Origin of the sequence: Geodermatophilus normandii (genome assembly GCF_003182485.1) — a bacterium.
GTDB lineage: Bacteria > Actinomycetota > Actinomycetes > Mycobacteriales > Geodermatophilaceae > Geodermatophilus > Geodermatophilus normandii.
Genome location: NZ_QGTX01000001.1, coordinates 2,796,536 through 2,819,439, shown reverse-complemented (window position 1 = coordinate 2,819,439; position 22,904 = coordinate 2,796,536). Strand labels below are relative to the sequence as shown.

General features: G+C 76.4%; 23 protein-coding genes. 14 read left to right on the top strand and 9 right to left on the bottom strand.

Annotated features, from left to right (window positions below):
- Nucleotides 1-3: 3 nt before the first annotated feature.
- A complete protein-coding gene (locus tag JD79_RS13790; protein ID WP_110007708.1) occupies nt 4-234 on the bottom strand; it encodes a DUF3039 domain-containing protein in 231 nt (76 codons plus the stop codon).
- 101 nt (nt 235-335) lie between these two features.
- On the opposite strand from JD79_RS13790, the gene JD79_RS13785 reads away from it, so the two are divergent.
- Nucleotides 336-1,289: a pseudouridine-5'-phosphate glycosidase gene (locus JD79_RS13785; protein WP_211307971.1), complete on the top strand. Its 954-nt coding sequence runs from the start codon at nt 336-338 to the stop codon at nt 1,287-1,289.
- Nucleotides 1,286-2,167 (top strand): carbohydrate kinase family protein, encoded by an 882-nt coding sequence (locus JD79_RS13780; RefSeq protein ID WP_110007707.1) that lies wholly within the window; start codon nt 1,286-1,288, stop codon nt 2,165-2,167. Before JD79_RS13785 ends, JD79_RS13780 begins: the two co-directional genes overlap by 4 nt.
- 17 nt (nt 2,168-2,184) lie before the next feature.
- On the opposite strand, the gene JD79_RS13775 is transcribed toward JD79_RS13780, so the two are convergent.
- Both JD79_RS13775 and JD79_RS13770 read right to left on the bottom strand, forming a co-directional pair.
- The gene (locus JD79_RS13775) at nt 2,185-2,547 is read right to left on the bottom strand and encodes a DUF3099 domain-containing protein (RefSeq protein ID WP_110007705.1); all 363 of its coding nucleotides are present in this window, start codon (nt 2,545-2,547) and stop codon (nt 2,185-2,187) included.
- A gap of 164 nt (nt 2,548-2,711) precedes the next feature.
- A complete protein-coding gene (locus tag JD79_RS13770; RefSeq protein ID WP_110005981.1) occupies nt 2,712-3,314 on the bottom strand; it encodes an HhH-GPD-type base excision DNA repair protein in 603 nt (200 codons plus the stop codon).
- Between the two features lie 138 nt (nt 3,315-3,452).
- Between JD79_RS13770 and JD79_RS13765 the strand changes: the two genes are divergently transcribed.
- Nucleotides 3,453-4,037 (top strand): DUF1349 domain-containing protein, encoded by a 585-nt coding sequence (locus JD79_RS13765; RefSeq protein ID WP_110005980.1) that lies wholly within the window; start codon nt 3,453-3,455, stop codon nt 4,035-4,037.
- Nucleotides 4,038-4,191: 154 nt separating this feature from the next.
- On the opposite strand, the gene JD79_RS13760 is transcribed toward JD79_RS13765, so the two are convergent.
- Complete coding sequence (locus tag JD79_RS13760; RefSeq protein ID WP_110005979.1) at nt 4,192-5,148, bottom strand: sensor histidine kinase; 957 nt, start codon at nt 5,146-5,148, stop codon at nt 4,192-4,194.
- A gap of 166 nt (nt 5,149-5,314) precedes the next feature.
- Between JD79_RS13760 and dtd the strand changes: the two genes are divergently transcribed.
- The 4 genes from dtd to JD79_RS13740 all read left to right on the top strand — a co-directional run bounded on the left by dtd (nt 5,315) and on the right by JD79_RS13740 (nt 8,451).
- Complete coding sequence (gene dtd, locus JD79_RS13755; RefSeq protein WP_110005978.1) at nt 5,315-5,746, top strand: D-aminoacyl-tRNA deacylase; 432 nt, start codon at nt 5,315-5,317, stop codon at nt 5,744-5,746.
- Nucleotides 5,747-5,990: 244 nt separating this feature from the next.
- Nucleotides 5,991-6,974: an RNA polymerase sigma factor SigB gene (gene sigB, locus JD79_RS13750; protein ID WP_110005977.1), complete on the top strand. Its 984-nt coding sequence runs from the start codon at nt 5,991-5,993 to the stop codon at nt 6,972-6,974.
- 144 nt (nt 6,975-7,118) lie between these two features.
- Complete coding sequence (locus JD79_RS13745) at nt 7,119-7,727, top strand: TIGR03086 family metal-binding protein (protein ID WP_110005976.1); 609 nt, start codon at nt 7,119-7,121, stop codon at nt 7,725-7,727.
- Nucleotides 7,728-7,806: 79 nt separating this feature from the next.
- The gene (locus JD79_RS13740) at nt 7,807-8,451 is read left to right on the top strand and encodes a dihydrofolate reductase family protein (protein ID WP_110005975.1); all 645 of its coding nucleotides are present in this window, start codon (nt 7,807-7,809) and stop codon (nt 8,449-8,451) included.
- Nucleotides 8,452-8,464: 13 nt separating this feature from the next.
- Here JD79_RS13740 and JD79_RS13735 read toward each other — a convergent pair whose 3' ends face one another.
- Together JD79_RS13735 and JD79_RS13730 are read right to left on the bottom strand one after the other, a co-directional pair.
- Nucleotides 8,465-11,173, bottom strand: coding sequence for a bifunctional acetate--CoA ligase family protein/GNAT family N-acetyltransferase (locus tag JD79_RS13735; RefSeq protein WP_110005974.1), 2,709 nt, complete (start codon nt 11,171-11,173; stop codon nt 8,465-8,467).
- Nucleotides 11,174-11,231: 58 nt separating this feature from the next.
- Entirely contained in the window at nt 11,232-12,413 is a 1,182-nt protein-coding gene (locus tag JD79_RS13730) for an acetoin utilization protein AcuC (protein ID WP_110005973.1), read from the bottom strand.
- A gap of 173 nt (nt 12,414-12,586) precedes the next feature.
- On the opposite strand from JD79_RS13730, the gene JD79_RS13725 reads away from it, so the two are divergent.
- Nucleotides 12,587-13,294, top strand: a complete 708-nt coding sequence (locus JD79_RS13725; protein WP_110005972.1) for an iron-dependent transcriptional repressor DtxR — start codon at nt 12,587-12,589, stop codon at nt 13,292-13,294.
- Between the two features lie 136 nt (nt 13,295-13,430).
- Entirely contained in the window at nt 13,431-15,524 is a 2,094-nt protein-coding gene (locus tag JD79_RS13720) for an alpha/beta hydrolase family protein (protein WP_245900086.1), read from the top strand.
- A 3-nt stretch (nt 15,525-15,527) separates the two neighbouring features.
- Here JD79_RS13720 and JD79_RS13715 read toward each other — a convergent pair whose 3' ends face one another.
- From JD79_RS13715 to JD79_RS13705, 3 genes are all read right to left on the bottom strand, one after another.
- On the bottom strand, nt 15,528-16,619 hold the full coding sequence (locus tag JD79_RS13715) for a DUF4192 domain-containing protein (protein WP_110005971.1): 1,092 nt from the start codon (nt 16,617-16,619) through the stop codon (nt 15,528-15,530).
- A gap of 141 nt (nt 16,620-16,760) precedes the next feature.
- A complete protein-coding gene (locus JD79_RS13710) occupies nt 16,761-17,519 on the bottom strand; it encodes a hypothetical protein (RefSeq protein ID WP_170149200.1) in 759 nt (252 codons plus the stop codon).
- 53 nt (nt 17,520-17,572) lie between these two features.
- A complete protein-coding gene (locus JD79_RS13705; protein WP_110007703.1) occupies nt 17,573-17,866 on the bottom strand; it encodes a Dabb family protein in 294 nt (97 codons plus the stop codon).
- 53 nt (nt 17,867-17,919) lie between these two features.
- On the opposite strand from JD79_RS13705, the gene JD79_RS13700 reads away from it, so the two are divergent.
- The 5 genes from JD79_RS13700 to JD79_RS13680 are packed head-to-tail and all read left to right on the top strand — an operon-like array spanning nt 17,920 to nt 22,839.
- Nucleotides 17,920-19,173, top strand: coding sequence for a glycosyltransferase family 4 protein (locus JD79_RS13700; RefSeq protein ID WP_110005969.1), 1,254 nt, complete (start codon nt 17,920-17,922; stop codon nt 19,171-19,173).
- The gene (locus JD79_RS13695; RefSeq protein WP_110005968.1) at nt 19,167-19,928 is read left to right on the top strand and encodes a class I SAM-dependent methyltransferase; all 762 of its coding nucleotides are present in this window, start codon (nt 19,167-19,169) and stop codon (nt 19,926-19,928) included. The genes JD79_RS13700 and JD79_RS13695 overlap by 7 nt, the downstream gene beginning before the upstream one ends.
- Before the next feature lie 37 nt (nt 19,929-19,965).
- Nucleotides 19,966-21,000: a prenyltransferase gene (locus JD79_RS13690; protein WP_245900085.1), complete on the top strand. Its 1,035-nt coding sequence runs from the start codon at nt 19,966-19,968 to the stop codon at nt 20,998-21,000.
- The gene (locus JD79_RS13685) at nt 20,997-21,887 is read left to right on the top strand and encodes a glycosyltransferase family 2 protein (RefSeq protein WP_245900084.1); all 891 of its coding nucleotides are present in this window, start codon (nt 20,997-20,999) and stop codon (nt 21,885-21,887) included. The genes JD79_RS13690 and JD79_RS13685 overlap by 4 nt, the downstream gene beginning before the upstream one ends.
- Complete coding sequence (locus tag JD79_RS13680) at nt 21,880-22,839, top strand: glycosyltransferase family 2 protein (protein ID WP_245900083.1); 960 nt, start codon at nt 21,880-21,882, stop codon at nt 22,837-22,839. Before JD79_RS13685 ends, JD79_RS13680 begins: the two co-directional genes overlap by 8 nt.
- Nucleotides 22,840-22,904 lie beyond the last annotated feature (65 nt).

Genomic DNA, 22,904 nt, shown 5'->3' with positions numbered 1-22,904 from the left:
GTCCTACTCCTTGCGGAGCTGCTCGTAGACCTCCTTGCACGCCGGGCACACCGGGCTGCCGGGCTTCGGCGACTTGGTCACGGGGAACACCTCGCCGCACAGCGCCTCGACCAGCGTGCCCATGACGGCGCTCTCGGCGATCTTGTTCTTGCGGACGTAGTGGAAGACCTCGTTGGCGTTGCCGGTGTCCGAGTCGCGGACGTCGGGCTTCTCGAGGAGGTCGGAGTTGCTCACGGTCTCTCCCAGGCTGGGCGACGGATCCCGGCGGGCGACCCGGCGTGCCTCCTGCCGGAGGTGGGCGCCGGGCACGACCGCCCCGCCCCCATGATGGCAGGGTGCCTCCCGAAGCTCCCCGCACCGAGCCCCGTTCCGCCGCCGCCCCGCCCCTGACCCTCTCCCCCGAGGTCGCCGAGGCGCTCGACGCCGGCGCGCCCGTCGTCGCCCTGGAGAGCACCCTGCTCGCCCACGGCCTGCCGCGGCCGGACAACCGCGCCGCCGCCGACGACGTCGAGGCGGCCGTCCGGGCCGGCGGCGCGGTGCCCGCCACGATCGCCGTCCTCGACGGCGTGCCGCACGTGGGCCTGACCGCAGCGCAGGTCGACCGGGTGTGCGCCGACCCCGACCTGGCCAAGCTCGGTGTCCGCGACCTGCCGGTGGCCGCCGCGCTCGGGCTGTCCGGCGCCACGACGGTCTCCAGCACCGCGCTGCTGGCCGAGGCGGCGGGCATCGGCCTGTTCGCCACCGGCGGCCTCGGCGGCGTGCACCGCCAGTCGGCCGAGACCTTCGACGAGTCCGCCGACCTCACCGCGCTCTCGCGGACCTCGCTGGCGGTCGTGTGCGCGGGCGTGAAGTCCATCCTCGACGTCCCGGCGACGCTGGAGCGGCTGGAGAGCCTCTCGGTCACCGTCGTCGGCTACCGGACCCGCACCTTCCCCGGCTTCTACGTCGCCGACGGCGGTGCGCAGCTCGACTGGTCGGTCGAGTCGCCGGAGCAGGCGGCCGCGGTGCTCGCCGCGCGGCGGGAGCTCGCCCCCGGCGCGGTCGTCGTCGCCAACCCGCTGCCGGCCGACGAGCAGCTCGACCCGGCGCTGCACGACCGGGTGATCGCCGACGCGCTGGGCGCCGCCGAGGCCGCCGGCGTGCGCGGCAAGGCGGTCACGCCGTTCGTCCTCGACCACCTGCACCGCGCCAGCGACGGCGCGACGCTGGCCGTCAACGTCCGGCTCGTGCTGCGCAACGCCGAGCTGGCCGGGCGGATCGCGGCCGCGCTGGCCGCGGCGGCCCGCTGAGCACCCGACCGGTCGTCGTCGTCGGCGACCTGGCCACCGACGTCGTCGCCGTCCTCTCCGGGGAGCCGGCGCCGGACTCCGACCGGCCGGCCACCATCCGCACCCGCGGAGGCGGGGCGGGCGCCAACGTCGCCGCGCACCTGGCCACCCTCGGTGTACCGGTCACGCTGGCCGGCTGCGTCGGCGACGACCCGGCCGGCGCGGGCCTGCTCGCCGAGCTCGCGGCGGCCGGCGTGGCCCTGACGGTGCGGACGGTGGCCGGGGCCGCCAGCGGCACGATCATCAGCCTGGTGGAGCCCGGCGGGCGGCGGAGCATGCTCGCCGACCGCGGCGCCAACCTCGACCTGCGCCCCGCCGACGTCCCTCCCCCGGCTCCCGGCGGGCACCTGCACCTGTCGGGCTACACGCTGCTCGACGAGCGCCCCCGCGCGGCGGGACTGGCGGCGCTGGCCGCGGCCGCCGCGGCGGGGTGCACGACCTCGCTGGACCCGGCGTCGACCGGGCCGCTCACCGCCTACGGGGTGGAGCGGTGGCTCGCGGACACCACGGGCGTCGGTCTGCTGCTGCCCAACCGCGACGAGGCACGGCTGCTGTCGGGGTGCGCCGACGCCGCTGACGCCGCACGGGCGCTGGCCGCCCGGCACGGGGCGGTGGCGGTCACCCTCGGGGCCGAGGGCGCGCTCTGGGCGGCGGGCACGACGCTGGTGCACCGCCCGGCGCACCCGGCTCGCGTCGTCGACACCACCGGCGCGGGGGACGCCTTCACCGCCGGCCTGCTGGCGGTGTGGCTGGCCGATCCGCACGGCGACCCGGCCGCCGCGCTGGACGCGGGACTGGCCCGGGCCGCGGGCGTGGTCGGCCGCCCGGGCGCGCGCTGACGGCCGCGCCGTGGGGTTCAGCCGTCGATGACGGTGCCGCCGCCCTCGATGGCCCGCCGCCGGCGGGCGGGGTCGTCGAGGATGTGGTCGGGGCGGGGCGCGAGGTAGCGGTGCGTGTCGAGCTTCTTCTTCGGCGGCCGGTCGTTGGCCATGACGACGGCGATCCAGGGCAGCACCGTGCCCAGGACCGCGAAGATGATCATCAGCCACACGGTCTGGTAGAAGACGGTGGCCAGCACCAGACTGACGCCGCGGACGGCCATGGTCATCACGTACCGCTTCTTCCGGGCGGCGTGCTGCTCGGCCAGGCTGGGCTCGGCCTGGGTGATCAGCACCGGCTCCGACCGGCGGGGTCGTGCGGACTGCTGGCTCGAGGCCACGGACACATCCCTCCGCTGGCCCGGGGCACCGACGGCACGGTGTCGCCTGTGGTGGCCAGGACCCGGTCCCTGCTGGCCGGGCCCCGGATCTCCCCCCGGTCCGGCTCCCATGGTGCCACCGCGGGAGAGGCCGTGCAGGCACCTCCGCGGACGATCCGGGGCCGCTACGGGCGGGCCGCCGCGGCTCCCCCGGAGGCCTCCTTCGCGGCCTTCTTCGCCTCCTGCTTGGCGGCCCTGACCTCGGCCAGCGAGTCCGGCCCGGTGATGTCGGCGACCGAGCGCCGGGACCCCTCCTCGCCGTAGGAGCCGGCCGCCTCCCGCCACCCGGGCGGGGTGACGCCGTACTGCTTGCCGAGCAGTGCGACGAGGATCTTCGCCTTCTGCGCCCCGAACCCGGGCAGCTCGCCGATGCGCCGCAGCAGCGTGGCGCCGTCCGGGGCGTCGGACCACAGCGCGTCGGCGCGGCCGTCGTGACGCTCCACGAGCAGCCGGCACAGCGCCTGGGTCCGGGCGGCCATCGAGCCGGGGTAGCGGTGCACGGCCGGCGGTCCCTGGAAGCAGGCGAGCAGCCGGTCGGGATCGGCGTCGGCGATCCCGGCGGCCGTCAGGGTGTCCACCCCCAGCCGGTCGGCGAGCAGCCGGGGGCCGGCGAAGGCCCGCTCCATCGGGAACTGCTGGTCGAAGAGCATGCCCAGGAGGAGCGCGAGCGGGTCCCGGCTCAGCAGCTCGTCGGCGGCGGCGTCCTGGGCCAGGCGGAGGGTCGGCACACCGGAGATGGTGCCGCAGTCCGATCGGGGGCGACCGTCCGCCGGCAGGGAGCGCGGTCGGCCCGACGCCCCGTGGCGTGCTCCTGCGATCAGCCCGTCCCCTGGGCCGCACCGCTGCGCGCGACCTAGCGTGGCGCCATGACGACGGAGTCGATGCCCTGGTCCGGCGGGACGTGGACCGCTCCGCCGGTCGCCGTGTCGGAGGAGGGGCCGGACCTGCTCGTCACCGCGGCCGAGGGCAGCGACGCCTGGCGGCACACCGCCTACGGCTTCGTGCACGACGACGCGCACGCACTGCTCGCCCCACTGGCCGATCCGGGCGCGGTCGAGGTCTCCTTCGACGCGACCTTCGACCAGCAGTTCGACCAGGCGGGGCTCGTGCTGCGGACCGACGCGGAGACGTGGCTCAAGGCCGGCGTCGAGGTCTCCGACCGCGCCCTCCAGGTCGGCGCCGTCGTCACCCTGGGCCGCTCCGACTGGTCGGTGGCGCCGGTGCAGGAGTGGGCCGGGCGCCAGGTGACCGTCCGCGCGAGCCGGACCGGGGATGCGGTGACCGTGCGCGCGCGGGTCGACGACGAGCCCTTCCGCCTGGTCCGCGTCGCCCCCTTCCCGGCCGGCGTCCCCGTCACGGCGGGCCCGTACTGCGCTGCACCCACCCGAGCCGGCCTGGTCATGCGCTTCCGTCGGTGGGCCACCGGCCCGGCCGACGCGGCCCTCCACTGAGCTCGACCGTCACCACGCCACCGACGAAGCGGTCGGCCGCTCCGTCGGTGCACGTGCTGGTCGACCAGCATCCCGGGGGACGAGGGCGAGCGGGTCGCGGCCGAGCACGTCGGCGGCCCGGCCGTCGGCTCGGCCCGGCGGTCGGCTCAGGCCGTCAGGTCCAGCCGGTGGACAGCCGCACGGTCACGCCGGTCCCGTCGCGGCAGAGGACGACGTGGTCGCACAGCTGGCGGGCCAGCCACAGGCCCATGCCGCCGTGCGACAGGTCCTCGCCGTGGGCCGGCCCGTACCCGGCGAAGGGGTCGTCCCAGCTCCGCCCGGAGTCGCGCACGGTGCAGACCAGGCGCCCCGGCGCGGTCCACAGCCGCAGCCCGGCCGGCGGGGTGCCGTGCCGGACGGCGTTGGAGGCCATCTCGTCGACGGCCATGAGGAAGTCCTCCAGCACGTCGCGGGGGCCGTCGACGGTCTCCAGGAGCGCACGGACGGCGTGCCGCAGACCGGTGTAGTCGGCGATGGCGTCGTCGGCCAGCGCCGGCGGGGTGGCCTCCAGCGGCTCGTCCGGGACCCGGAGGGTGCGCAGGTAGGTGGCGGGGTCGACGTAGTCGCGGTTGGGCGCCCACCCGTCCGCGGTGACCAGACCCGGGTGGGTGTGCCGCGCGGTCGCCAGGAGGGGTTCGGGCAGGTCGGCGCTGAAGACGCACAGCCCCCACAGCGGAGAGGGTCCGAGGGCGGCGTTGATGACCGACTCGTAGGCCTGCCACTCCCGCCAGTCCGCGACGGTGGCGCCGAAGTCCACCTCGCCGACGACGCGCACCTGCCGGCCGGGGACGGCGTGCTCGGTGGCCAGGCGGCGGAACGCGGTGATCGCCGTGGGGGTGCGGGACCGGTAGAGCGCGTGCCGCTCGACCACGAGCACGCGCGGGTCCTCACCGACGGCCTCGCGCAGGGGGCCGGCGGTCGCGGGACCCGTGGCGATGACCGCGGTGTCCCCCGCGGCCAGGCCCTCGAGCAGCCACGGCGCGGCGACCTCGGCGACCTGCTCGGGGGTGTCGTAGACCAAGGCGTCGTGCGCGAGGTCGCTGTCCGGGTGCGTCCCGGGGTCGGCGTCCACCGCGGAGCTCTGGTCCGAGTGCAACGTGGGTCCCCCGAGATGGTCACCGGTGAGCCGGCGCCCGGGCGGCCGGCCGTACCACCGTAACTCCGGAACCGGACCACCCGGTACCCGCAGGGCCCGGAGGACGCCGGGCGGTCCGGCGACCCTGCCGCAGGATGGACCGGTGCGCGCGGTGGTGAGCAGGGTGACGTCGGCCTCGGTGACCGTGGACGGCGCCGTCGTCGGGGAGATCGGCGCGGGCCTGCTCGCGCTGGTCGGCGTCGGCCGGGACGACGACGCCGACCGGGCCCGTGCGCTCGCGCGGAAGGTCCACGGGCTGCGGGTGTTCCCCACCGAGGACGGCGCCCGGTCGGTGGGCGACCTGGGCCTGCCGGTGCTCGTGGTGAGCCAGTTCACACTCCTCGCCGACACGCGGAGGGGCCGACGGCCGTCGTGGGACGCCGCCGCGCCCGGGGAGGTCGCCGAACCGCTGGTCACGGCCGTCGTGGAGGAACTGCGGCGGCACGGGAGCACGGTGGCCACGGGGGTGTTCGGAGCGCGGATGCTGGTGTCCTCGGTCAACGAGGGGCCGATGACCTTGCTGCTGGAGGTCTGATCCCGCGGCGAGCCGGGTACGTGTGGTGACCGAACACACCACCTGTGCGTTCACTGTGAACCCGGGTCGTGCGGAACACCTGGCCCCGTCGGGACCGTTGTACGGGGCGTAACACAACGGACCACAACGGACGAACCGCGGGGCACCGCCCGGACAGCGGAGCCCCACCCCCAAGACGCGGGTGTCCCACCGGCTACGAGGCCGGCGCATGCATCCGAACTCCAGGCAAGGACGAAGACATCCCGTGACGCTCCTCCAGTCTTCCCCCAGTGACGCCCTCGAGGTCCGCTCGCCGCGCCGCGAGCCGGACACCAGTGGCCTGGTGTCGACCGACCTGGTGCGCGTGTACCTCAACACCATCGGCAAGACCGCCCTGCTGACCGCCGAGCAGGAGGTCGAGCTGGCCAAGCGCATCGAGGCCGGTCTGTACGCCGAGCGGCTGCTCACCGAGCGGCAGCTCACCCCGGCCCTGCAGCGCGACTACAAGGCGCTGGCCGCCGACGGCAAGGCCGCCAAGCGGCACCTGCTCGAGGCCAACCTGCGCCTCGTCGTCTCGGTGGCCAAGCGCTACACCGGCCACGGCATGACGTTCCTGGACCTCATCCAGGAGGGCAACGTCGGCCTCATCCGCGCAGTCGAGAAGTTCGACTACACCAAGGGCTTCAAGTTCTCGACCTACGCGACGTGGTGGATCCGCCAGGCGATCACCCGCGCGATGGCCGACTCCGGCCGCACCATCCGGCTGCCCGTGCACCTGGCCGAGCAGGTCAACAAGGTCGTGCGGACCCGCCGGCGGGTGCACCAGGAGCTCGAGCGCGAGCCCACCGCCGAGGAGCTCGGCCTCGAGCTCGACATGACGCCCGAGCGGGTCACCGAGCTCCTCGAGTACAGCCGCGACCTGGTCAGCCTCGACCAGACCGTCGGTGCCGACGAGGAGTCCCGTCTCGGTGACTTCATCGAGGACGCCGACGCCGCGGTCGCCGAGGACGCCGTGGCCTTCCAGATGATGAAGGGCGACGTGCGCACCGTCCTCTCCACGCTGGAGGAGCGCGAGCGCGACGTGGTCGTGCTGCGCTTCGGCCTCGACGGCGGGCAGCCCCGCACGCTCGAGCAGATCGGCAAGCAGTTCGGTCTCTCCCGCGAGCGGGTGCGCCAGATCGAGCGGGAGACGATGGCCAAGCTGCGCGACCCGCAGCGCGCCGACGCCCTGCGCGACTACCTGGCCTGAGCCAGGACACCTCTGCCCCCTCTGCCCCCGCCCGGGGGCGTCACCTGAGAGCCGGCTCCCCCCACGGGGAGCCGGCTCCCGGCGTTGACAGGGCCGCCCGGCCGGGCCAGGCTCGTTTTCAACCGATCGGTTGAGGAGATGGTGATGACGACGACCCGGCAGACGACGACCCGGCAGACGACGACCCGGCAGACGACGACCCGGCAGACGACGGCGCAGCGGTGGCGGCACCTGGCCGACGAGGTGGGACGGCGGGTCGACGGCGTCCCGGCCGGCCGGTGGGACGACCCGGCGCCGTGCGAGGGCTGGGTGGCGCGCGACGTCGTCCGGCACCTGGCCGAGTGGATGCCGGCGCTCTACTTCCCCGCCGTCGACCTGCCGGTGCCCGCGATCCCCCCGGTCGACGAGGACCCGGCCGCCGCCTGGCGGGCCACCGATGCGGCGATCTCCGCCCTGCTCGCCGATCCCGACCTCGCCGGCCGGCCGACCAGCACCCGCGCCGGGGACATGACGCTCGAGGCCCTCGTCGCGATGACCGGCCTGATGGACCTCCTGGTGCACGCGTGGGACCTCGCCCGCGCCACCGGCCAGGACGAGACGCTCGACCAGCAGGAGGCGGCGGCGTTCCTCGCCGGCATCGAGCCCTGGGACGCCGCCCTGCGCGGCAGCGGCCACTACGGCCCGCGGGTGCCCGTCCCCGACGGCGCCGACGCCCTGACGAGGCTGCTCGCCTTCACCGGCCGCCGTCCCTGACCTGCGCCTCCGCTCCGGCCCGCACCGATGAGTTCCGGCGCCGGCGGCGGTCAGCCCGTCGTCGACACCGGGAGGGACCGTGGGTCAGCTGTTGAGGGTGCAGAACTTCACCGTCTCGAGCGACGGGTACGGCGCGGGCGAGGGCCAGAGCCTGGAGCGGCCGTTCGGGCACGCCGACCCCATGGCGTTGATGGCCTGGGCCGTCGCCACGGCCAGCTTCCCGAACCGGTCGGGGCCGGGCGGCAGCCGCGGCCTGGACGACTACTTCACGCGCGACTTCTCGCACGGCATCGGCGCCGAGATCATGGGCCGGAACAAGTTCTCGCCCCACCGCGGTCCCTGGCAGGACCACGAGTGGCGCGGCTGGTGGGGCGACGAACCGCCGTTCCACACGCCGGTCCTCGTGATGACCCACCACCCGCGGCCGTCGTTCACGCTGTCGGACACCACGTTCTCCTTCGTCGACGCCGACCCGGCCACGGTGCTGGAGCAGGCCCGCGCGGCGGCCGGTGACGCCGACGTCCGGCTGGGGGGCGGCGCGACGGTGATCCGGCAGTTCCTCGACGCCGACCTCGTCGACACGCTGCACGTGGCCGTCGCCCCGGTCGAGCTGGGCGCCGGCTCGCGGCTCTGGACGTCGCCCGACGAGCTGCTCGACCGCTTCCACCGGGAGGTCGTCCCGAGCCCGAGCGGCGTCACCCACCACCTGTTCTGGCGGCGCTGAGCCGAGAGGCCCGTCAGTCGCGCATGCGGCGGGGACCCGGCTGGACGCGGGCGGTCGGCGGCCCGACGCGGACGGTGGCGCCGGCGACCACCAGCGAGCGGCCGCCGTGCCAGGGGTTCACCGGGCCCACGATCACCGGCGACAGCGACAGGCCGAGCACCTCGGGCAGGTCGTCGGCGAGGCGGGCCACCCGCAGCAGCAGGTCCTCCAGCGCCGCGACGTCGACCCGCTCGGCCCCGCGCCACCCGTCGAGCAGCGGCCACGCCCGCGGAGCCCGCACCAGCTCGGCGGCGTCGAGGTCGGTGAGCGGGAGGGTGCGGTAGGCGCGGTCGCCGAGCAGCTCGGTGGCCACTCCCCCGACGCCGAAGCTGACCAGCGCGCCGAACGAGGGGTCGTCGACGACCTCCACCACGGTGGCCACGCCGGGCGCGGCCATCTCCTGGACGATCACCGGGTCGCCGGCCGGGATGGCGGCGAAGGCGGCACGGACGGCCGCGGCGTCGGGCAGGTCGAGCCGCACGCCGCCGAGGTCGGTGCGGTGCCGCAGCCACGGCGCCGTGGACTTCAGCACCACCGGGTAGCCGACCGCGTCGGCCGCCGCGACGGCCTCGTCCGCGGTGGTCGCCGTCCGCGTGCCCAGCAGCGGCACCCCGTAGGCGGCCAGCAGCTCGAGGGTCTCGTCGTCGGTGAGCGGGCGGCCGGCGGGCGACTCCGCCATCGCCCCGAGCACCACCGACCGGGCGCGGGCGGCGTCGACGCCGGCCAGCTCGGGCACCGTGCCCATCGGCCGCCGGCGCCACCGGGCGTACTCGGTGACGCGCGCCAGCGCGATCACCGCCCGCTCCGGCGTCGAGTAGGACGGCACCGAGCCGCGGGCGGGCATGCCGGCGTCGTCGGGCACGGTGAGCTCCGGCGGGACGCCCTCCGCGGAGAGGAACGTCGCCACCACGGGTTTGGCCGAGCCGGCGGCCACCTCGCGCAGCACCCGCCCGAACTCGTCGGGCGGCGTGCGCACCAGCGGCGGCAGGAACACCGCCACGACGGAGTCCACGCCGTCGTCGTCGACCGCGGCCTGCAGCGCGGCGCGGAAGGCCTCCGGGCTGCCGTTGGTGCCGATGTCGACCGGCGCCTCGTGCGCCAGGGCGAGCCCCTGGTCGAGGACGGCGTCGGCGACGAGGACCCCCATGGCCGTGGAGTTCCCGACGACGGCGACGCGGTCACCGTCGGGCAGCGGCTGGTGGGCGAGGAGCAGGCCGACCTCGAAGAGCTGGGCGACGGTCTCCACGCGGATGACCCCCGCCGAGGCGAACAGCGCCGCCACCGACTGCTCGGGCACCGCCACCGACGTGCCGGCCAGGCCCGGGGTGAGCCCGCCGTGCCGGCCGCTCTTCACCGCCACCACCGGCTTGGTGCGCGCCACCGTGCGGGCCAGCCGGGCGAACTTGCGCGGGTTGCCGAAGCTCTCCAGGTGCAGCAGCACGACCTCGGTGCCGGGGTCGGTGGCCCAGTACTGCAGCAGGTCGTTGCCGCTGACGTCGGCGCGGTTGCCGGCCGAGACGAAGCTGGACAGCCCGATGTTGCGGCTGCGCGCCCGCTCCAGCAGCGCGACGCCGAGCGCCCCGGACTGGGCGAAGAAGCCGACCCGCCCGCGCGCCGGCACCCGCGGGGCGAGGCTGGCGTCGAGTCGGATGGCCGGGTCGGTGTTGACGATGCCCAGGCAGTTGGGGCCGACGACCCGCATGCCCGACGCGCGGGCGGAGGCCACCAGCCGCCGCTCGGCCTCGCGGCCGGCGGGACCGGTCTCGCCGAAGCCACCGGAGATGACCACGAGGCCGCGCACCCGCTTGCGCCGGCAGGCCTCGACCACGCCCGCGACCTCGTCGGCGGGCACGGCGACCACCGCCAGGTCCACGTCGTCGGGGATGGCCTCGATGGAGGCGTACGCGGGGACGCCGCGGACGTGCCGGGCGCCGGGGTTGACCGGGTACACCGGGCCCTCGAAGCCGTGGTCGAGCAGGTTGCGCAGCACGAGGTTGCCGATCTTCGCCTCGTCGTTGCTGGCGCCGACCACCGCGACCGAGCGCGGCGTGAGCAGCCGGGCGATCGAGCGGGACTCGCTGCGCTGCTCGCGCTCGTAGGCCACCGCCAGCGACGTCTCGGTGGGCGCGATCGGGAAGGTCAGGTGGACCACGCCCTCCTCGTAGGAGCGCGTGGCCTGGTAGCCGGCGTCGAGGAAGACCCGGACCATCCGGCCGTTCTGGGTGAGCACCTCGGCGACGAAGTTGGTGATCCCGCGCTCGCGGGCCGCGGCGGCCAGGTGCTCGAGCAGCACCGAGCCCAGGCCGCGGCCCTGGTGGGCGTCCTCGACGAGGAAGGCGACCTCGGCGTCGGTGGTGCCGGGGTAGCGGTCGTAGCGGCCGACGCCGATCAGCTGCTCGCCGAGCAGCAGCACGAAGGCCACCCGGTCGGTGTGGTCGACGTGGGTGAACCGGTGCAGGTCCCTGTCCGACAGCCGCTTCATCGGCCCGAAGAACCGGTAGTAGCGGGTCTGGTCGGAGCTGCGCTCCATCAGCCCGGTGAGCCCCTCGGCGTCCTCGGGGCAGATCGGGCGCAGGTGCACGGTGCCGCCGTCGGCGGCGACGATGTCGGCCTGCCAGTGCGCGGGCGGCTGCGGCGCCTCCTCGTCGGGAGGCGCCGCGGCCGGCCCCGCCGCAGCGCCCACGGCCCCGTCCGGAGGCTCGCCGCGAGCCTGCGAGTGGTGAGGAGGACGGGGTCCTTCCTCAGTCACGGGGGTCGTCCGGGTCGAGGCCGAAGTAGGGGAAGGACGCCTTGCGGGTGCGCGACACCGCCCGGTCCACGCGGGACTCGGTGTAGGGGTCCCACGCCGAGAAGCCGGTGTAGCCGCCCTCGGTCATGTGCGTGGGCGGCCGGGCCTTCAGTCCCCGGGCGACGACGTCGTCGCGCCACGACTGCGGGATCGCCGTCGCCGGGTCCAGCCGCTCCCCGGACGCCTCGGCGAGCAGGTGCGTCCAGGCCCGCGGCACGCAGCGCACCAGCCCGTACCCGCCGCCGCCGAGGGCGATCCACCGGCCGTCGCACACCTCGTGCGCGAGGTCGTGCACCGCGCGGTAGCTGGCCCGCTGGCCGTCGACGGTGAGCGCGAGGTCGGCGAGCGGGTCCTCGTGGTGGGCGTCGCAGCCGCACTGGGTGACCAGGATCTGCGGGGCGAAGGCGCGCACCACGCTGGGGACGACGGCGGTGAAGGCGCGCAGCCAGCCGGAGTCGTCGGTGCCGTTGGGCAGGGCGAGGTTGACCGCGCTGCCCAGCGCCTTCTCCGGGTCGCCGGTCTCCTCGGGGAAACCGGTGCCGGGGAACAGCGTCAGCGGGGTCTGGTGGACGCTCACGGTGAGCACCCGCGGGTCGTCGTAGAACGCCGCCTGGACGCCGTCGCCGTGGTGGACGTCGAGGTCGACGTAGGCGATCCGCTCGTATCCCTGACCCAGCAGCCAGGCGATGGCGATCGCGGCGTCGTTGAACACGCAGAAGCCCGAGGCGCGGTCACGCATGGCGTGGTGCAGGCCGCCGGAGATGTTGACCGCGTGCTGCGCGCGCCCGGTGTGCACCAGCTCGGCGGCCAGCACGCTGCCGCCGGTGATCAGCGCGGCGGCCTCGTACATGCCCTCGAACACCGGGTTGTCGGCGGTGCCCAGCCCGTACGCCTCGTCGGGGTGCGCCGGGGCCCGCCGCACCGCCTCGAGGTAGGCGGGGTCGTGCACGAGGGTGAGCAGGTCGTCCCCGGCCGGCGTCGGGCGGACCACCTCGACCCGGCCCGGGGCGAGCACGCCCAGGCCGTCGGCCAGGCGCATGGTGAGGTCCAGCCGCACCGGGTGCAGGGGGTGCTCGCCGCCCATCGTGTAGCCGAGCAGCGCCTCGTCCCAGACCACGGCCACCGAGTCGCTCACGAGCCCTCCCCTGTCGCCGTCGCCGCTGGTGCCCCGACGCGCCCCGCCCGGACGCTACCGCCGCGCTCCGCCGGGCGCCGCGCCCGGGAACGCCGGCCCCCGGCGGGCCCTCCGGGGGACCCGGTCCGGTCGCCCGCGCGCCGTAGGATCGGGAGCGACACGGAGGAGTGCCAGTGAACGACCTCATCGACACCACCGAGATGTACCTCCGCACGATCTTCGAGCTGGAGGAGGAGGGCATCGTCCCGCTGCGGGCGCGCATCGCCGAGCGGCTGCACCAGAGCGGCCCGACGGTGAGCCAGACCGTGGCGCGCATGGAGCGCGACGGTCTGCTGACCGTCGAGGGCGACCGGCACCTGCAACTGTCGGAGACCGGGCGGGCGCTCGCCACCGCCGTCATGCGCAAGCACCGGCTGGCCGAGTGCCTGCTCGTGGACGTCATCGGCCTCGACTACGCCGACGTCCACGAGGAGGCCTGCCGCTGGGAGCACGTGATGAGCGAGGCGGTCGAGCGCAAGCTGCTGTCCCTGCTCGGCAACCCCACGGTCTCCCCCTTCGGCAACCCCATCCCGGGCCTCGACGCGCTCGGCGGGGAGACCTCGGCGGTCCTCGACGCGCTGACCCTGCTGTCCACCACGGCGACCGCCGAGGGCCGGCGGGTGACCGTGCGGCGGATCAGCGAGCAGCTGCAGGAGGACGCCACGCTGCTGCGCGCGCTCGCCGACCAGGGGATCCGTCCCGGCGCCACGATGGTGGCGCAGTCGGTGAACGGCACGGTCACCCTCGACGGCCACCCGGTCCCGCCGGGCGTGGCCCAGCACCTGTTCGTCTCGGCGCTGGACGAGGACCTCACCCCGGTCGAGGCCGCCGCCCAGCTCTGACGCAAGGACCCCGCTGCCCGTCCACGCCTCGCGGGCTCGGCGCGGGCCCCGGCGCCCGGTTCCCGCTCCGGCGGGAGACCGGGCGCTGCTCGTTACGGTGGGCGGCACCGTCCCGTCCCCGTCGCGAGGAGCCCCGGTGAGCCAGCCCGACGCCGTGTCCGACAGCCGGCCCGAGACCGCTCCCGGCCCCGATCCGGCGCACCCGTTCGCGCGGCTGGCCGACTTCGTCGCGATCCCGCGGGTGAGCGGGCTCGCCCTGGCTCCCGACGGCCGCCTCGCGGTGTCGGTGCAGACCCTCGACGCCGAGCGGAAGAAGTGGGTCTCGGCGCTGTGGGACGTCGATCCCGAGGGGCAGCGGCCGCCGCGCCGCCTGACCCGCAGCGCGCCCGGTGAGTCGGCGCCGGCCTTCGCTCCCGACGGCACGCTGCTGTTCGTCTCGGCCCGCCCCGATCCCGGTGCCGGCGCGGACGGCGGCGAGCCGAAGCCGGCGCTGTGGGCGCTGCCGTCCGGCGGCGGCGAGGCGCGGCCGGTGGTCACCCGTCCCGGCGGCGTGGGCGGGTTCGCCGTCGCCGCCGACAGCGGCGACGTGGTCGTCGTCGCCTCGGCCATGCCCGGGGCCGCCGACGCGGCCGAGGACGAGCAGCGCCGCAAGGCGCGCAGCGACGCTGGGGTGTCGGCGGTCCTGCACGAGGCGTATCCGGTCCGCCACTGGGACTCCGACCTCGGGCCGGCGGCGCCGCACCTGTTCTGGGCCGGCGCCCTCCCCGCCGAGGACCCCGCCGGCGGACGGCCCGAGCCGGTCGCCCTGCGCGACCTGACACCCGACGCCGCCCCGCCCACCGGCTCCGGCGAGTCGGCCGTCCTCTCCCCCGACGGCCGGCTGCTGCTGCGCGTGGACTCCGTGCCCGACGGTCCGGCCGGCCGCCGCGACCGGCTGGTCCTGGTCGAGACCGCGACCGGGGAGAGCCGGGTGCTGGTCGACGACCCGCTGGCCGACGTGTACTCCGGCGCCTTCTCCCCCGACGGCGCCTCGGTGGTGTGCGTGCGCGAGACGCTGACGACCTACGCCGAGCCGCCGGACTACACGCTCCTGCTGGTCGACGTGGCCTCCGCCGAGACCCGTGACCTCACCGCCGGCTTCGACCGCTGGCCGAGCGCCCCGCAGTTCAGCGCCGAGGGCGACGCCGTGTACTTCCTGGCCGACGAGGACGGCCGGCACGCGCTGTTCCGCGTGGAGCTCTCCGGCGGCGGACCGGTCCGGCTGACCGCCGACGGCGCCTACAGCGACCTGCGGGTGGCCCGCGACGGCCGTGCCCTGTTCGCGCTGCGCTCGGCCTACGACGAGCCGCCCGCGCCGGTGCGCCTGGACCCGCGGGCGACCGGCCAGCACCCCGCGCCGCTGCCGTCCCCGGGCGCCCTCGGGCCGCTGCCGGGCACCCTGCACGAGGTGCGCGCGACCGCCGCCGACGGCGCGGAGGTGCAGTCCTGGCTGGTCCTGCCGGAGGGCGCCGGCGCCGACGCACCGGCCCCGCTGGTGCTGTGGATCCACGGCGGGCCGCTGATGAGCTGGAACTCCTGGTCCTGGCGCTGGTGCCCGTGGGTGCTGGCGGCCCGCGGCTACGCCGTGCTGCTGCCCAACCCGGCGCTGTCGCAGGGTTTCGGCCAGGACTTCGTCCGCCGGGGCTGGGGCGAGTGGGGTGGTGCGCCCTACACCGACCTCATGACCGCCGTCGACGCCGCGCTCGAGCGTCCCGACGTCGACGCCGAGCGCACCGCGGCGATGGGCGGCTCCTTCGGCGGCTACATGGCCAACTGGGTGGCCACCCAGACCGACCGCTTCCGCGCGATCGTCACCCACGCGAGCCTGTGGGACCTCGACTCGTTCGTGGGCACCACCGACGCCGCCTACTACTGGGAGAAGGAGTGGGGCGACCCGCTGACCACCCCCAAGCGGTACGAGCAGAACTCACCGCACCGGTTCGCCGACGCCATCCGCACGCCGATGCTGGTGATCCACGGGGACAAGGACTACCGCGTGCCGATCGGGGAGGCGCTGCGGCTCTGGTACGACCTGCAGAAGCGCGGCGTCCCCTCGCGGTTCCTGTACTTCCCCGACGAGAACCACTGGGTGCTGACCCCGGGCAACGCGACGGTCTGGTACGAGACGGTGATCGCCTTCCTGGCCGAGCACGTCCTCGGGGAGGGGTGGCAGCGGCCGGAGCTGGTGTGAGGCTCACCCGGCGGCGCCCTGCTCGAGCGTGCTGCCGATCAGCGCGCGCAGCGCCGACGGCGGCAGGCAGGCGGCCAGGCCGTCGGCCAGCAGCCGGGGCAGGGTGGCGCCGGGATCGGCGGCCAGCGCCCGGTCCAGCGCCACGTTGGCCATGGCGCCGTCGCCCCGCAGCCAGGCGCTGACCGCGAGCAGGGTGGCCGGCGGCCCCTCCAGCGGCACCGGCGCGCGGCGGGTGCACTCGGTCCACAGCACCTCGGCGGCCGCGGCGTCCTCGCCGAGCGCCAGACCGAGCGCGCGGTCGCGCACCTCCGTCAGCGTGAGCCCCCACAGCACCCGGGCCACCCGGGCGTCGGCCAGCCGGGTGGCCGCCGTGGCGGGACCCGGCCGGCAGTCGGCCACGGCCGCGGCGACCGCGGCGCCGGCCTCCGCGGCGACCGCCGCCCGTCCCGGCGACCGGAGCCGCGCGGCGTGCTCCCGACCGGCGGACAGGCAGGCGGCCGCCATCGCCGCGGCGCCGGGGTCGTCGTCGGACGGGGTGATCCGCGCGGCCAGCGCACCCCGGCCGGCGGCGAGGACCGCCCCGCCCGCCACCGCCGCGGCGGCCAGCGGGCTGGCCCCGCCGGGCAACGGCGTCCCCGCGCCGGGCTCGCAGCACGGGTACGGGCAGTCGTAGTCCCACCAGCGGCCCGCCCGCACCAGCAGTGCCTCGCGCACCGGGACGTCCCGGGCGTCGAGCGCGAGCACGACCTCGTGCACCAGGTCGCGGTGCGGCAGTTCCGGCGCCGGAGTCAGGGAGCCGGTGCCGGACAGCACCGGGGTGCCCGCGGTGTCGCAGGTCTCGGAGACGACGGCCAGCAGGACGGCCTCCGGCTCGTCGGTCACCACCTTGCCGGCGAGCGTGTGCGCCAGCGACCGAGCCGCGGCGGGCGGGGGCAGGTCGGCGCGCACCGTCAGGCCGACGCGGCTGCCGCCCGCCCCGCGGAGGCTGACGAGCACGACGGACTCGGCCGGGTGGAAGCCGAGCAGGTGCGGCAGGGCGGCGGCGACCTCGCCGGTGTCGCCGAGCCGGATGACGGGGATCGGGGAGTCGTCCACCCGGCCGACCCTGGGGCCGGACGAGGCTCCCGTGGCGCCGGGCAGGGAGCCTGTGGACCGGGGCGCCCCTGTGGACGGCGTCCGGTGGATGGCCCCGTCCAGGGCACCGTCCCGAGCTCGCGGGGAGGACGGGGTCCCTCCTCAGTCCAGGGCCTCGGCCTGGGTCTCGTGGGCCTGCTCGAGCAGGTCGGCGAACGCCGTCGGGTCCGGCCGCCCGCCGGAGGTGTCGGTGCGCAGCAGGATCACCACCCGCTCGCCGTCCTGCACGACCCCCAGCAGCGCGGGCACGGTCACCTGCTGCCCGTCGGGTCCGGTCGCCGTCGTCGTGACGCCGATGGCCGCCGAGCCGTCGCCGAGGTCGGGGACGTCGATCTCCTGCAGGGAGACGGTCGCGGTGCCGGCCTCCGGGGAACTGACCTGCACCTGCGAGCAGCCGTCGAGCCGGTCGCCGAAGCCGGCCAGCGCGTCCTCCGCGGGACCGCCGGAGGCCAGCGCCTGCACCGTGGTCGTCGTCCCCGCGACGGCGACCTGGGCGGCGACGTCGTCGTACTCGTCGAAGGACGGCTGGGTGCCCTGCACCGCCGCCTGGCACTCCGGCGGGATGACCTGCAGGTCGGCGGCGGAGCCGCCGGCCAGCGCCGCCCCCTGCGCGAGCTGCGCCTCGGTCACCGGGGTCACCTGCGCGCCGGCCCCGAACGCGTCGGCGGGCAGCAGGCCGGGCGTCAGGTCGGTACCGGACGACGACGGCGACGCCGAGGAGGACGACGAGGACGAGGACGAGGACGCCGAGGAGGAGGCCGGCGAGGCCGTGCCCTCGACGTCCTCCCCACCGCAGGCGGCGAACAGGGGGACGGCGAGCAGGCCCGCGGCGACGGCGAGGACGGGGCGGCGGATGATCACGGTCGGACGCTGACCAGGGCGGGACCGCAGCGCAACCCGGCCCCCCGATCGGGTCACAGCTCGTACTGGACGGCGCTGCGCGCGGCCAGGAACGGGCGGACGTGCTCGGCGATGACCTCGAGGTGCACGGGGTCGGTGGCGTAGCGGCGGAAGGCCTCGGCGTCGGGGAAGTCGGCCACGAGGACCGTGTCCGCGTTGCCCTCCACCAGCCCGGCGTCGGGGGCGACGGTGAACGCCAGTGAACCGGACACCTGCTCGGGCAGCGCCCGCAGCGCGGCCACGGTCCGCGCCCGCCGGGCGTCGTCGGCGGCGTCGGACCAGGTGAAGTGCACGACGTGTCGGATCACGCCCACCACCCTGTCAGGCGGGCGGACCGGACGGGGTCGGTAGGGTCCGGCGCATGGGACGACGGCTGCGGATCGCACTGCTGTCGTACCGGAGCAAGCCGCACGGGGGCGGGCAGGGCGTCTACGTCCGGGCGCTGTCGCGGGAGCTGACCGCGCTCGGCCACTCCGTCGAGGTGTTCAGCGGCCAGCCCTATCCCGAGCTCGACGAGGGCGTCCCGCTCACCCCGGTGCCCAGCCTCGACCTCTACCGCGAGCCCGATCCGTTCCGGACGCCGCGGCCCTCGGAGTTCCGCGACTGGATCGACGTCGCCGAGTGGGCCGCGATGTGCACCGCAGGCTTCCCCGAGCCGCTGACCTTCACGCTGCGCGCCGCCCGCCTGCTGCTGCCCCGGGCGTCGGAGTTCGACGTCGTGCACGACAACCAGTCCCTCGGCTACGGGCTGCTGCGGTTGCTCCGCGCGGGCGTCCCGACCGTGGCCACCGTGCACCACCCGGTCGCCATCGACCGGCGGCTCGAACTGGCCGCGGCGCCCACGCTGCGCCGCCGGCTGACCCTGCACCGCTGGTACGGCTTCACCGCCATGCAGGCCCGGGTCGCCCCCCGCCTGGACGCGGTCACCACCGTGTCGGAGAACTCCCGGCGCGACATCGAGACCCACCTGGGCGTGCCCGCCTCCGGCGTCGAGGTCATCCCGGTCGGCATCGACCCCGGCGTCTTCACCCCGCCGCCGGCCGGGCAGCCGCGCGACGCCGACTCGATCGTCGTCACCACCAGCGCCGACGTGCCGCTCAAGGGGCTGGTGCACCTGCTGGAGGCCGTCGCCAAGCTGCGCACCGAGCGGCCGGTGCGGCTCACCGTCGTCGGCACGGCGCGGCCCGGCGGGCCGGCGGAGGCGGCGCTGGACCGCCTCGGCCTGCGCGACGCCGTCCGCTTCACCGGCCCGCTGCCCGAGGCCGACCTCGTGCGGCTCCTGCAGACGGCCACCGTGGCGGCCATCCCCTCGCTGTACGAGGGCTTCTCGCTGCCCGCGGTCGAGGCCATGGCCTGCGGGACGCCGCTGGTGACCACCGACGCCGGGGCACTGCCGGAGGTGGTCGGCACCCAGGCGGGCCTGCGCGTGCGCGCCGGCGACGTCGACGAGCTCACCGCCGGGCTGCGCCTGGTGCTGGAGAAGCCCTCGCTGCAGGAGCAGCTGGGCCGGGCCGGGCGCCGCCGGGTGCTCGCCTCCTACACCTGGCGGTCGACGGCCGAGCGGACGGCGGACTGGTACACCGAGGTGCTGGCACGGAAGGGCGCGCAGTGCTGACCGTCGACTACGACCTGCTCGACCTGCGCCCCGGCATGACCGTGCTGGACCTCGGCTGCGGCGAGGGCCGGCACGCCTTCGAGGCCTACCGCCGCGGCGCGCACGTCGTCGCCGTCGACTGGGGCGTGCCGGAGGTGGCGACCACGAAGGAGTGGCTCGGCGCGATCGCCGCGGCCGGCGAGGCCCCGGCCGGTGCCCGCTTCGAGGTGCTGCGCGGCGACCTGCGGCACCTGCCGTTCCCCGACGCCAGCGTCGACCGGGTCATGGCCTCCGAGGTGCTCGAGCACATCCCCGACGACGGCACCGCGATGGCCGAGATCGCCCGGGTGCTCAAGCCGGGCGGGAGGGCCGTCGTCACCGTGCCCCGGTACGGCCCCGAGCGGATCTGCTGGGCGCTGTCGGACGCCTACCACGCCAACGAGGGCGGCCACGTCCGCATCTACCGCGGCGACGTGCTGCGCGCCCGGCTCGCCGTCGCCGGCCTGGTGCCCGGGCGGCAGCACCACGCGCACGCGCTGCACGCGCCGTTCTGGTGGCTCAAGTGCGCCGTCGGGGTGGACCGCGACGCCGCCGTCGTCCGCGCCTACCACCGGCTGCTGGTCTGGGACCTCACGAGGCGGCCGCTGCTCACCCGGGTGGCCGAGAAGGTGTTCGACCCGCTGTTCGGCAAGAGCCTGGTCGTCTACGCGGACAAGCCCGCCGTCGCGCAGGCGGCGGCCGCCCCGGCGCGGGAGAAGACCGCTGCCGCGCGCTGAGCTGCCCGAGCTGCCCGGCGTCCTCGACGGGGCGGCCGTGCGGCGCACGGTGGCCGCCATCGCCGGCGAGCAGGGCGCCGACGGGTCGCTGCCGTGGTTCCGCGGCGGGCAGCTCGACCCGTGGGACTCGGTCGAGGCGGCCATGGCCCTCGACGTCGGCGGGGAGCACGCGCGGGCGGCGGCCGCCTACCGCTGGCTGGCCGCCCGGCAGCGCGCCGACGGCTCCTGGGCCGCCGAGTACCGCGACGGCGTCGAGACCCAGCCCGCCGTCGAGAGCAACCACGCCGGCTACCTCGCCGTCGGCACGTGGCACACCTGGCTGGCCAGCGGGGACGAGCGGCTGGTCACCGAGCTGTGGCCGGCCGTGCGCCGCGGCCTGGACCTCGTCGTGGACATGCAGCTGGCCACCGGCGCGGTCAGCTGGGCGCTGCGCCCCGACGGCACGCCCGACGACACCGCGCTGCTCACCGGCAACGCGAGCCTGTTCCAGGCGCTGCGCTGCGGCATCGCGCTGGCCGGGCTGGCGGGGCAGACGCAGCCGGACTGGGAGCTGGCCGTCACCGGCCTCGGGACGGCGCTGCGGACCGACCCCGGGGCCTTCGCCGACCGGTCCCGCTGGTCGATGGACTGGTACTACCCCGTCCTCGCCGGCGCGGTCACCGGCGAGGCCGCCCGCACGCGCCTGGGCGCCGACTGGGACCGCTTCGTCGTCCCCGGGCTCGGGGCGCGGTGCGTCGCCGACCGTCCCTGGGTGACCGGCGCGGAGACCTGCGAGCTGGCGCTGGCGCTCGTCGTCGCCGGGCAGCGCGACGCCGCGGTGGAGCAGGTGGCGGCGATGCAGCACCTGCGGCACGGCGACGGCTCGTACTGGACCGGCTTCGTCTACCCCGACGACGCCCGCTGGCCGGTCGAGCGGACCACCTGGACGGCGGCCGCGGTGGTGCTCGCCGCCGACGCCCTCTCCGGCGCGACGCCGGCCGCCGGGCTGTTCGCCGACCCCGCCGCGCTGCCCGCGCCGGGGACCGCCGACAGCGGTTCCCTCCCGCCGATCACGGGCAGGGTGCAGCGGTGACCACCACCTCCCCCGCGACGGCTCCGTCCCGGCACGCGTCCGCCGACGGCGTCACGGTCGTCGTGATGAGCCGCGACCGGCGCGAGGACCTGCTGGCCACGCTCCCCCGCCACGAGGCACCCGTCGTGCTGGTGGACAACGGCTCGACCGACGGCACCGTCGAGGCCGTCCGGGCCGCGCTGCCGCAGGTGACGGTCCTGCCGCTGGTGGAGAACGCCGGCGCCCGCGCCCGCACGATCGGCGCCGGGCACGCCGGCACGGAGTTCGTCGCCTTCGCCGACGACGACTCCTGGTGGGCGCCCGGCGACCTCGCGCGCGCGGCGGCGGTCATGCGCGCCCACCCGCGGCTGGCGGTGCTCAACGCGCGCGTCCTCGTGGGCCCCGAGGAGCGGCTCGACCCGCTGTGCGCGGAGCTGGCCACCAGCCCGCTCGGCACCCCGCCGCACCTGCCCGGCCCCCGGCTGCTCGGCTTCCTCGGCTGCGCGGCGATGGTGCGCCGCGACGCGTTCCTCGCCGTCGGCGGGTTCGACCCCGTGGTGCGCTTCCCCGGCGAGGAGGAGCGGCTGTCCCTCGACCTCGCCGCCGCGGGCTGGGACATCGCCTACGTCGACGCGGTGACCGTGCACCACCACCCCTCCCTCCGCCGGCACGACCCGCGGCCCGGCGCGCGGCGATCTGGCGGTCGCGGGTGCTCACCGCGGTCATGCGGCTGCCGGCGCGCGACGTCGCCCGGACGGTCGCCGCGGCGTTGCGGGCCGGCGCGCCGGAGCGCCGCGGGCTGCGGCGGGCACTGCCGGACCTGCCCGCCGCGCTGCGCCGCCGGCGGCGGCTGCCCGGGCACGTGCTGGCCGACCTGCGGCTGCTCGCGGGGGCCGCCCGGTGAGTGAGGACCCTCCTGCCCCCCACCACTCGCAGGCTCGCGGCGGGACCCTGCAGGAGGGCCACCCCGATGGGCGGGTCGCCGTCGTCGTCATCACCCACCAGCGGCGCGACGAGGTGCTGGTGGCGCTGGCGCGGCTGCTGGAGCTGCCCGAGCGGCCGCACGTCGTGGTGGTCGACAACGGCTCCACCGACGGGACGGCGGAGGCGGTCCGCGAGCGCTTCCCCACGGTGGAGCTGGTGGCCAGCCCGGAGAACCTGGGCGCGATCGGCCGCAACGTGGGCATCGACCGCCTCGCCACGCCCTACGTGGCCTTCTGCGACGACGACACGTGGTGGGACCCGGGCTCGCTGCGGACGGCGGCCGACGTCCTCGACGCGCACCCGCGGCTGGCCGTGGTGACCGCGCGGATCCTCGTCGAGCCCGGCGGCCGCGAGGACCCGATCGTGCCGGAGCTGCGCGACTCCCCCGTCCCCGGCGCCGACTGGCTGCCCGGGCCGGCGCTGGGCTCGTTCCTCGCCGGCGCGAGCGTGGTCCGCCGGGAGGCGTTCCTCGCCGTCGGCGGGTTCTGCGAGCGGCTGTGGCTGGGCGGTGAGGAGGAGCTGATGGCCGGCGACCTCGCCGCGGCCGGCTGGGAGCTGTGCTACCTGCCCGCGCTCACCGTGCACCACCAGGCGTCGAAGGCCCGCGACTCGCACCGCCGCCGGCGCGACGGCATCCGCAACACCCTCTGGACGACGTGGCTGCGGCGGCCGCTGCGCCCCGCGCTGCGCCGCACGCTGCACCTGCTCGCCACCCTCCCGCGCGACCGGGTCACCGCGCAGGGGCTCGGGGCCGCCGCCCGCGGGATCCCGTGGGTGCTGCGCGAGCGGCGGGTGCTCCCCGCCCACGCCGAGGCCCGGTTCGCCGCGCTCGACGCCGTCCAGCGCCGCTCCACCGCCCGCCGCTACGTCAGCTGAGGGAACCTCATCCGGCCCCGCCCGGAGGCTCGCCCCGAGCTCGCGAGGGGTGAGGGGGCGGGGTC